Source organism: Candidatus Poribacteria bacterium (assembly GCA_021162805.1).
Taxonomy (GTDB): domain Bacteria; phylum Poribacteria; class WGA-4E; order B28-G17; family B28-G17; genus JAGGXZ01.
The window spans coordinates 1-9,028 of the sequence record JAGGXZ010000016.1 but is presented as its reverse complement, the minus strand read 5'-3'; the positions used below and the strand labels follow the sequence as shown (position 1 = coordinate 9,028).

9 protein-coding genes are annotated in these 9,028 nt (G+C 56.7%); all 9 read right to left on the bottom strand.

Annotated features, from left to right (window positions below):
- The coding region (locus tag J7M22_01300; GenBank protein ID MCD6505237.1) for a nickel-dependent hydrogenase large subunit at positions 1 to 808 on the bottom strand (808 nt) is incomplete at its 3' end.
- Positions 805 to 1,566 carry an NADH:ubiquinone oxidoreductase gene (locus J7M22_01295; protein ID MCD6505236.1) on the bottom strand — a complete coding sequence of 254 codons (762 nt, stop codon included), beginning with the start codon at positions 1,564 to 1,566 and terminating at the stop codon, positions 805 to 807. The genes J7M22_01300 and J7M22_01295, both read right to left, overlap by 4 nt.
- On the bottom strand, positions 1,566 to 2,420 hold the full coding sequence (locus J7M22_01290) for an FAD/NAD(P)-binding protein (protein ID MCD6505235.1): 855 nt from the start codon (positions 2,418 to 2,420) through the stop codon (positions 1,566 to 1,568). The genes J7M22_01295 and J7M22_01290 overlap by 1 nt, the downstream gene beginning before the upstream one ends.
- Before the next feature lie 14 nt (positions 2,421 to 2,434).
- Positions 2,435 to 3,457, bottom strand: coding sequence for a 4Fe-4S dicluster domain-containing protein (locus tag J7M22_01285; GenBank protein ID MCD6505234.1), 1,023 nt, complete (start codon positions 3,455 to 3,457; stop codon positions 2,435 to 2,437).
- The gene (locus J7M22_01280) at positions 3,454 to 3,852 is read right to left on the bottom strand and encodes a response regulator (protein ID MCD6505233.1); all 399 of its coding nucleotides are present in this window, start codon (positions 3,850 to 3,852) and stop codon (positions 3,454 to 3,456) included. Before J7M22_01280 ends, J7M22_01285 begins: the two co-directional genes overlap by 4 nt.
- 61 nt (positions 3,853 to 3,913) lie before the next feature.
- Positions 3,914 to 5,014: a hybrid sensor histidine kinase/response regulator gene (locus J7M22_01275; GenBank protein MCD6505232.1), complete on the bottom strand. Its 1,101-nt coding sequence runs from the start codon at positions 5,012 to 5,014 to the stop codon at positions 3,914 to 3,916.
- A gap of 6 nt (positions 5,015 to 5,020) precedes the next feature.
- Positions 5,021 to 5,770, bottom strand: coding sequence for a response regulator (locus J7M22_01270; GenBank protein ID MCD6505231.1), 750 nt, complete (start codon positions 5,768 to 5,770; stop codon positions 5,021 to 5,023).
- 191 nt (positions 5,771 to 5,961) lie between these two features.
- On the bottom strand, positions 5,962 to 7,320 hold the full coding sequence (locus J7M22_01265; protein MCD6505230.1) for a sulfatase: 1,359 nt from the start codon (positions 7,318 to 7,320) through the stop codon (positions 5,962 to 5,964).
- A gap of 20 nt (positions 7,321 to 7,340) precedes the next feature.
- Entirely contained in the window at positions 7,341 to 8,615 is a 1,275-nt protein-coding gene (locus J7M22_01260; protein ID MCD6505229.1) for an arylsulfatase, read from the bottom strand.
- Between the last annotated feature and the right edge of the window lie 413 nt (positions 8,616 to 9,028).

The window sequence follows — 9,028 nt, the reverse complement described above, 5'->3', positions numbered from 1 at the left end:
GCGCAAGTGAGCCGACCATGAAGGGTCTCCCGTTGAACCTGCTGTGTTTGGCGTGCGAGTAAGGCACCACCCTTTCGTTGCAGACCGCCTTGTAGTCGCTGACGTCGAATCTCTCCCCGGTGGAGAGCGCTATCTTATCGCCGAAGTATCCGAATCCGTCCTCAGGTTCGAGCGCCGCGTAGAGCGTGGGCGAGGTCGGGTAGTCCGGAACCTGAACGGTCGAAAGCAGCTCCATCATCTCCATCGCCTCGACCAATCCCTTCTCCAACGATCCCCTCAGCTCCCTCAGCTCATCCTCACCGGGCAATCTGCCGAATCCACCCAGCGCCACGTTCGTCTGATGGACCATTCTGCCGCCGATCCTCTCCTGGATGGTGTTGCCGAGCTTTTTGAGTCTGAGGGCTTTTGCGACGGCGTCAGGATGATCGGCCGCCATCTCGATGACGCTGTTGTAGCCGAGGAAATCAGGCAGCGCCAGGCAGAAGATATGTAGGGCATGACTTTCGATATTCCCCCCGTGCACCAGAAGCTCTCTCAACAGCTTCGTCTGCTCGGTGACCTGAACTCCGAGGGCGTTCTCGACGGCCATGGTCGACGTGACGCAATGGATGGCGGAACATATCGCGCAGATCCGTGTGACTATCGGGGGTATCTCGTCGAACCTCCTCCCCAACACGACCGCCTCGAACATCCTGGGCCCTTCCATCACGTTGACCCTGACCTCCCTGATCTGATCCCCATCCAACTCGACGTATACGCCGCCGAAACCTTCGACGCGACAGAGGTGTTCTATCTCTATCCTCCTCACGTCCCTACCTCCAACTGTTTCGCCGTTGCGGCGAAGGTCTTGAGCTTGTTCCAGATGTCATCGTAGGAGAACCCCTTCTCCCTGAGCAGCTTCTCCTCGGCGGCGATGTTGGCCTCGGTGACCGGCCCTCTGCATCCTATGCAGGGCATGTTCTGGGACGGGCATCTGGCGTTACACCCTGCGACGGTCACGGGACCGAGACAGATCACGCCCTTTTCGAGGAGCAGGCATGGGTTTTCGTTCATCTTACACTCCGTGCATACGGCGTAATCCGGGAGAACGGGCATATCGCCGTGCAAAAGCGAAGCGATCGCCGAGAGGATCTGTCCCTTCTCTATGGGACAGCCGGGGATGGCCAGATCGACCTTGACATAGCTGGAAAGAGGCTGCGGAACGAGAGGCGAAAAGTAGTAAGCCCTCTCGCCGTAGACCTTCTCTTTAAGATCATCGCGCGGAACGTCGTTCTTGGCGGCAGGTATCCCACCCCACACGGCGCAGGTGCCTATGGCGATGAGGATTTTTGACCGTCCTCGGAGCTTATAGAGCATCTCCCTGTCCTCGTGGGTTATGACCGTCCCCTCGACGAAGGCTATATCCAGCTCGCCCTCCTCGTCGTTATCGCTCATGCCCATTGGGAAGAACCTCAGATCGATCGCGCCGACGATATCCAGCAGTTCATCCTCGCAGTTGAGGATCATCAATTGATCGCCGCCACAGGACGTCAGACCGTATATCCCGACTTTGGGTTTTCCGGCCATCAGATCACCTCCGGCAGGTTTATCACGTCCCAATATGTGAAGATCGGTCCGTCAAGGCATGTGTATTTATGGCCTATTCGGCAGTGGCCGCATTTGCCGACGCCGCATCTCATCCGTCTCTCCAGCGACATCAATATCCTATCCTTCGAGAAGTTGTGGTCGAGCAGCTTTTTCAGCACGAACTTATACATCACCGGCGGACCGCACACCGCCGCGTAGGTGTTATCCGGGTCGATCTCCCCCAGATAGTCGAAGAGATCGGTCACCACGCCGACGTGGGCGGGCCATCTCCCCTCCGGATCGGTGTCGACCGTCAGCAGGCAGTTTATATCGGGCTGGTCGAGCAGCGAGATGAGCTCATACTTGAACAGCATCTCGTCCGGCGTCTTCGCCCCGTACATCAGCGTGATATCCTTGAACTTCGGCCTATTGTCCAGGGCATACCACAGAAGCGACCTCAAGGCCGCCATCCCAAGGCCCCCCGCTATAAGCAGCAGATTGTTGCCCTCCATCTCCTCGACGGGAAATCCGTTGCCGTAGGGGCCTCTTATCCCGATGAGCGAGTTGGGCTCGAGGGCGAAGAGGGCGTTCGTGACGCGGCCTATTTTCCTGACACATACCTCGACCGTCTCGGGCCTCGTGGGGGAAGATGCGATCGAAAAGGGCGCCTCCCCCGTGCCTATGACGCTCAACATCAAAAACTGCCCCGGCTTATGCCTGAAGTTCTTCGCCACCTCATCCTTCTCGAAGCGGATCTGGAACAGCTTGTGATCCTCTATCTGGGGCAGGATTCGGATTATCCTGGCCGGATAAGGCTGGTATATCTCAAACGGATTGTCGGAGTGACCTCTCATCCTTCTCCCCCTTTCTATGCCGTTGACCTGAGTTTTTCTATCACATCCGGGAACTTAAGCCCGGCGACACACATCTGGGAGCATCTCCCACACCCGACGCAAGCCGGCCTGCCGAACTCCTCCGAGAAGACCCTCAGTTTGTGATAATATCGTTTTTTCATCCTGGTGGATCTCTCGGCGGCGAAGTTGTGTCCGCCGGCGACGAGCGAATACTCCCAGAAGAGGCAGGAATCCCACCTGCGCTTTCTCACCCCGCTTTGGGCGTCCAGCGACAGCTCATCCACCACGTCGTAACAGTAGCAGGTGGGGCAGACCATCGAGCACGTCCCACAGCTGAGACATTGGCCGGCCACCTCATCCCAGACCTCGCTCTCGTACTCCAAATCCATTATCTCCGGCAGACCGAGCATGTCCACCTTACTCTTGAACATCTCGGCCTTTCGGAGCATTGAGCTCTTGAACGCCTGCTTGTCCTCATCCGTCACCTCGTCGAAGAGCTCCTCCCCTGCCAACGTTATATCGTCGCCGAGGCTGGTTCCGACCCTGACCAGGTATGAATCGCCGATATCGGAGAGGAACAGATCGAACCCATCGTCGACGAAGTTGGTGCCCATCGAATAACAGAAACAGTATTCGTCCGGAGTACAATCTATCCCAACGATAACGCCGTTCCGGCGCCTGGTCATATAAGCGTTGTCGGTATATCTTCCGCTGAATACCATATCCAGTATCTTCAGCCCGTGTATATCGCATGAATGGACGCCGAACAGCACGAAGGGCTGATCCAGGTCCTCGACAGCCGGCGTGAAACCCTTAAGCGGCGAGAAGTGAAACATCGGTTCCTGGGGGGGAAGGAAGAACTTCTTGGGCGGCAGGATCGTCCTGTTGTAATTCAGCTCGACCTCATCCGCCGATGATATCTCCTGAAAGGAGTAGCTCGTCTCCCCCTTTCGGACGGGGGCGTATACCGGCCCCACCTTCCTGAGCTCCTCCACAAGGCCCTCCAGGTTGGACTTCGGGAGTTTCACCACCTTCATTTCCCCTCCTCCTTCTCAAGGAGCCTCTCGACCCTTTTCAGAAGATCAACGGCCATGACCGGCTTCTCGACGTAGTCGTCCGCCTTGAAATACTCGCCGTCGGTCTGAGGTGAGAACTTGAAGCCGGTTTTCGCCGTTATGGCTGAGACGGCTAGGATCGGGATATCCCTGTATTCCGGATCGTTTTTAAATTGGCTGCAGAGGACAAACCCGTCGTTCAACCTCTCCATCATGATGTCGAGGATGATCAGATCGGGCTTGTCCTCCTCGACCATCCTACACGCCTCCTCCCTGTTGGTGGCATGTCTGACGAGATAGGAGTTGGCCTCCAGGATGGATTTCACGGCGCTGGCGAAATCCTCGTCATCTTCCACGATCAGTATCTTCCTCTCCATCTCTTACTGACCTCCGGTTTTGTGAACGTGAGATTTATCACTTTTCCGTGAGAAATGAATCTCACTCGATCTCCCTCCTGGGCAGAAACAGGGTGAAGGTCGTCCCCTCACCGAGTCTGCTTTCAACCTCAATTCTGCCCGAATGCGCCTCGATGATCTTCTTCGTTATGGACAGCCCAAGACCGCTCCCGGTGAGTTTAGGGTGTTCTTTGGATCGAACCCTGAAGAACTCGTCGAATATGTAGGGCAGGTTCTCCTCGGCGATCCCTATGCCCGTGTCGGATATGGATATGAAAACCCCCTCGTCGCTGTCCCTGAGGCTTATCGTGACGGAGCCGTTAGGTTTGTTATACTTGATGGCGTTGGAGATGATGTTTGAAAACGCCTGCTTGAGGCTATCGGAATCCCCCTTGATCGGCGGGACCCGTTCCGGATACATTCTGATTATCTCTATGGCGTTTTCCTCCGCCAGCGGCTGAAGCTCCTCGATCGCCTCGTCGAGCACCTCGGTGAGGTTGATAGGGACCATCTTCTCGGCGAGCTTGCCCGATTCGATACGGGACATATCCAGCCAGTCGTTGATCATCTTCAACAGCTCATCCGCTCTCTCGGAACATCTCTCCAGTACCTCTTTGACCGGGGCCGGGACCTCGCCCATAGCTCCCGATGAGATCGCCTCGATGTACTGTCTGATGGCCACGAGAGGCGACTTCAACTGGTGTGTGACGATGGAGATGAAATCTGCCTTGAGCCTATCCCTCTCCCGTCTCAGCGATTCCCTCTCAGCTTCAAGTCTCCTCTTCTCAAGCCCCCTTCTGACGATAACCCTGAGCTCGTCGGGTGTAAAGGGCTTGGGGAGGAAATCGTATGCGCCGCGTTTCATGGCATCCACCGCCGATTCGACCGTGGCGTATCCGGTTATGACGATCTTCACCATCGACGGGTCGATCTCGCTCAATCTCTCCAACACCTCCATCCCGTCGATGCCGGGCATCTTAAGGTCGACGATCGCTATATCCGGCTTGGACTCCTTCGCTATCCTGAGGCCCTCCTCCCCCGATAGGGCGGTTAAAACCTCATATCCGCGCTTGCTCAGAACCTGTTTACACGCGTCGAGCATGGTCTGTTCATCATCTATCACCAGCACCTTTGCCTCGGCCATCTCGCATCACCTCCTGATGAATCGGGATATCTCGCGTATCAGCTCATCCGCCCTTGTAGGCTTAGGGATGAACCCCTCACCGCAGATCGAAAAAGGAGTCAGAAGCGAGAGTCTTTCAGGGGAGTCGGCCATAGAGGTCATCATCAGGATGGGTATATCCTTGAACTGGCTCTTACCCTTCAGCTTCCAGCACAGCCTGAACCCGTCCCATATCCCATGCATCATCAGGTCGATCAGGATCAGGTCGGGTCTGGAAAACATCGCCTTCGCCAGCGCATCCTCGCTGCCGAAGGCCGGGATCACCCTGAAGCCGTATCTCTCCACCATCCGTCGTATCCCGTCGATGAAATCGTAATCATCGTCGACCACCATGATCTTTCTCTCGATCCCCCTGGCGAGGGCGCTTTTCACGGCGAGGATCAGATCGTCGAACCCCAGAGGCTGGACGTGATAGTAGAACACGCCCTCCAACCTGTATCTGAGCTCCAGATCCGGCAGGTTATAGGCGGCTGTGACGATTATCGGCAGATCCGGTCTGAGCGGCTTGATGATGGGGATGAACTCATACGCCCGCCCTCCCCTCAGCGTGTCGTTTAAGATCAGACATCTCACCCCTTCGCATGTCAGCTCAGCCAGAAGCTCGCTCAAGCTCGAGGCGACCATCGATTCGATCCGATTCTCAGTGAGCAGGTCGCCTATGAACCTCCCGGAGAGCGGGTCGAGGATGATCACCCTCCCGCCGCTGAGCCATTCCAAAGCCGTTCACCTCCGATATCGTAGGCGTGGAGGCTCCCCCCCACGCCATTCCCCTTTTCAGCGCAGAGCAAATCGCCATAGAGCAAGAATCGCGCCAAACGAAGAAACCTGGAATTTCAGGGGAGGCTCAGCGGATGATGTCGACCTTTCTGTGGATTAATTCCACAGGGTGGGGAGGATCTCCCCAGGCGCTATTCCCGGTCGGGCCAACGCCGCAGGGCGATCCTCTCCTCCGACGTCCCTATGCCGGAGAGAAATCGAAGATACTCCTCATGAAGTCGGAGGGCGATATCCCTACGTTCGTTGAAGAGATCTCGCTGCTGTTTCGGATCGGTCGGCAGGTGATACAGCTCGGGTTTCCCCAGAGCGCCCCCGTCCATCAGTGACCATTCGCCATCGGTGACGGCGCTCCACACGAGCGTCTCGGGATCGGTTGGAAGCCTGGGCGAGCAGACAGCGAGGTCCCGAACTTTATCCACCTCGCCCCGAAGCAGCGGGAGCAGAGATCTACCGTGAATCCCCTCCGGCGCCCTCGCACCTCCGAGCTCCGCAAGTGTGGGCATGACGTCGACCAGCTGCACCAGCGCCTCGCACCTTCGGCTTCCCTGTATCCCGGGGATCTTCATTATCAGGGGGATACGGGCCACCTCGTCGTAAAACTGCCATCCTCTTTTGGGCTCAAGGACGGTATGCTTGCCTATAAGCCCGTGTTCCCCCAGATACCAACCGTGATCCGACGTGAATATGACGGCCGTATCATCCCAGATCCCGACATCCCTGAACTTATCCAGCAGCCAGCCGACCCATTTATCCATCATCGTGACCGTCCCCGCGTAAAGGGCCCTCACGTGTCTCAACTCCTCCTCCGTCAGGTAATCGACCTTATCGTAGCGTGGCAATATCACCTTCTCGCCCTCATAGCCGGGATCATAAAGGTCGACATACCATTGGGGCGGATCCCAGGGTTCATGGATGGAGAACAGATCCAGATAGAGCAGAAATTTCTCGTGTGTATAATTGCGTTCAAGCCAATCCACGGCCTCCTGGATCACCCTCGGTATGGGCCAATCCCTCTCATACACCCAGTAGGCCCTGTTGCGAAGGAATGGCACCACAAGCTGTTCGGGCTGACGACACTTGCTGGGATCGCACGGGAACTGGATGGGGATGTCATCGGTGGTATACGGATCGTTCTGCTGTCCCCTTATCCACCGATGCCCGCTGAACCCCTGATGGTAGTTCATGCCGGGGGCGAGCATCTGATAGTGGTCGGTTATCAGCATGGTCACATACCCCTGACGGCGGAGGAGGGACTGGACGACCGTTTCGCCCCTGGGAAGCGGAGCCCAGCCGATGGTGTGGAACACATGTTTCCCCGTCATGACCTCCGCCCTTGCGGGCATCGTCGGGAAGGAACCGATATAGGCGGTATCGAAGACGACCGACTCCTCAGCGAGCCTGTCTATATTGGGGGTCTTTATCCATTCGTTCCCGTAACATCCGAGGAAATCCCTCCTCAGGGTATCGCAGATGATGAAAAGGATATTCATGGCTTATCTCCTTTGTCCGTTCAGCTCGGTGTGGGCCAATATTCCGAATCGACCCGAGCCCCTTTCATATATTCCTCGATCCTCTCGATCACCTCCGGATGTCGTTCAGCCACGCTCTTTTCCTCTGAGACATCCGTCGACAGATCGTACAGCTCAAGCGGCTCTCCCCATTTGGGTCTGACCGCTTTCCAATCGCCGATCCGGACCGCCTGCTGATACCCGTGGCCGGGAAACTCCCAGTACAGGAACCTCCTTCTCAGCTCTGGCTGATCTTCCCCGAGCAGGGTTGGAAGGACGTTCATCCCATCGATATCGTGAGGCGACTCAACCCCGGCCAGCGCGGCCGCCGTGGGCAGGAAATCGGCGAAATACCAGACGGCATCGCTGACGAGTCCGGCCGGCACCTTGCCCTTCCATCTCACTATCATCGGCGTGCGTATGCCGCCCTCATAGAGCCAGCCTTTCTCAGCCCGCAGAGGCCCGTTGCTGTCGAATAGCCCCTCCCATCTCCTGCCCGCGCCGTTATCCGAGCAGAGGAACAGGATCGTCCGCTCGTCTATATCGAGCTCCTTCAGGAGGTTTAATATCCTGCCGACGTCTCTGTCCAGCCGCGTGACCATCGCCGCATACATCTTCGCCTCCTCAGGCCAGGGTTCGTCCGTGTAAGGTTTGGTGCTGGGTATCTCGTACTTGGGATGCGGGAGGGTGTAGGCGAGATATAGGAAGAACGGCTCATCCTTATGGGAGCGGATGAAATCCAGAGCGAACTCGGTGAACAGGTCGTGCGAGTAACATTTGCCGCCCAGGATGACCTTCTCCTCGTTACGCCAGAGGAACGGGGGATAATAGGTATGGGCACGTCTCTGGTTGAGGTATCCGAACCATTTATCGAACCCCTTCTTATTGGGCACGGCCTCGGTTCCCGGCTCGCCCAATCCCCATTTGCCAGTGATGCCCGTCGCGTAACCGGCTTTTTTAAGCACCTGAGCTACCGTGATATCCTCCGGCTTGAGCGGCACACGCCTCTGAGGCGGGCCGTTATCCAGGATCAGCACCCCACCCACCCTTGCGAAGTTATCCCTGACGGTGGCGTGTCCGGTGTGTTTGCCGGTCATCAGCACGCAGCGCGACGGAGCGCATATCGGGCTTCCGGTGTAACACTGGCTGAACCGTATCCCCTCCTCGGCCATCCTGTCGATATTTGGGGTTTTTATCCTCTCCTGGCCGTAACAACCAAGATCCCTGTAACCGAGATCATCGGCCAGGATGAAGATGATGTTCGGCCTGTCGCTCATATCTCCCTCCTTAGGTGGAGCTGGCGCTCCTGAAACCATTAGGCCGGCTATTCCGGCAACTATATTTCTGAGAAAAAGCCTTCGGTCCATAAACCTCTCCTCCCTCTCTATTCTATCAGATGGGAGTGCGATTATCAACGGACGTCCTGGGCTTGGAGGGGTTTTCAACGCTTTCCGCCGGCGCTGTAGCAGCAGGCCCCGTGCCTGCCGGATTCGGAAGCACGCACAGGGAAACGCCCTTACCACGCCTGATTATGCCAAATCATTGAAAAGCCCTACTGGCGACCAGGACTTCTCAAAAGTTCATGGAGCGTAAGACGAGGAAAATCTAGGCAACATAAGGGTTTTGAGCAAATTCGCGATAGATTAGAGCGCGAATTTCCTCTGAATCACTTATGCCATCTAAGCCTTTC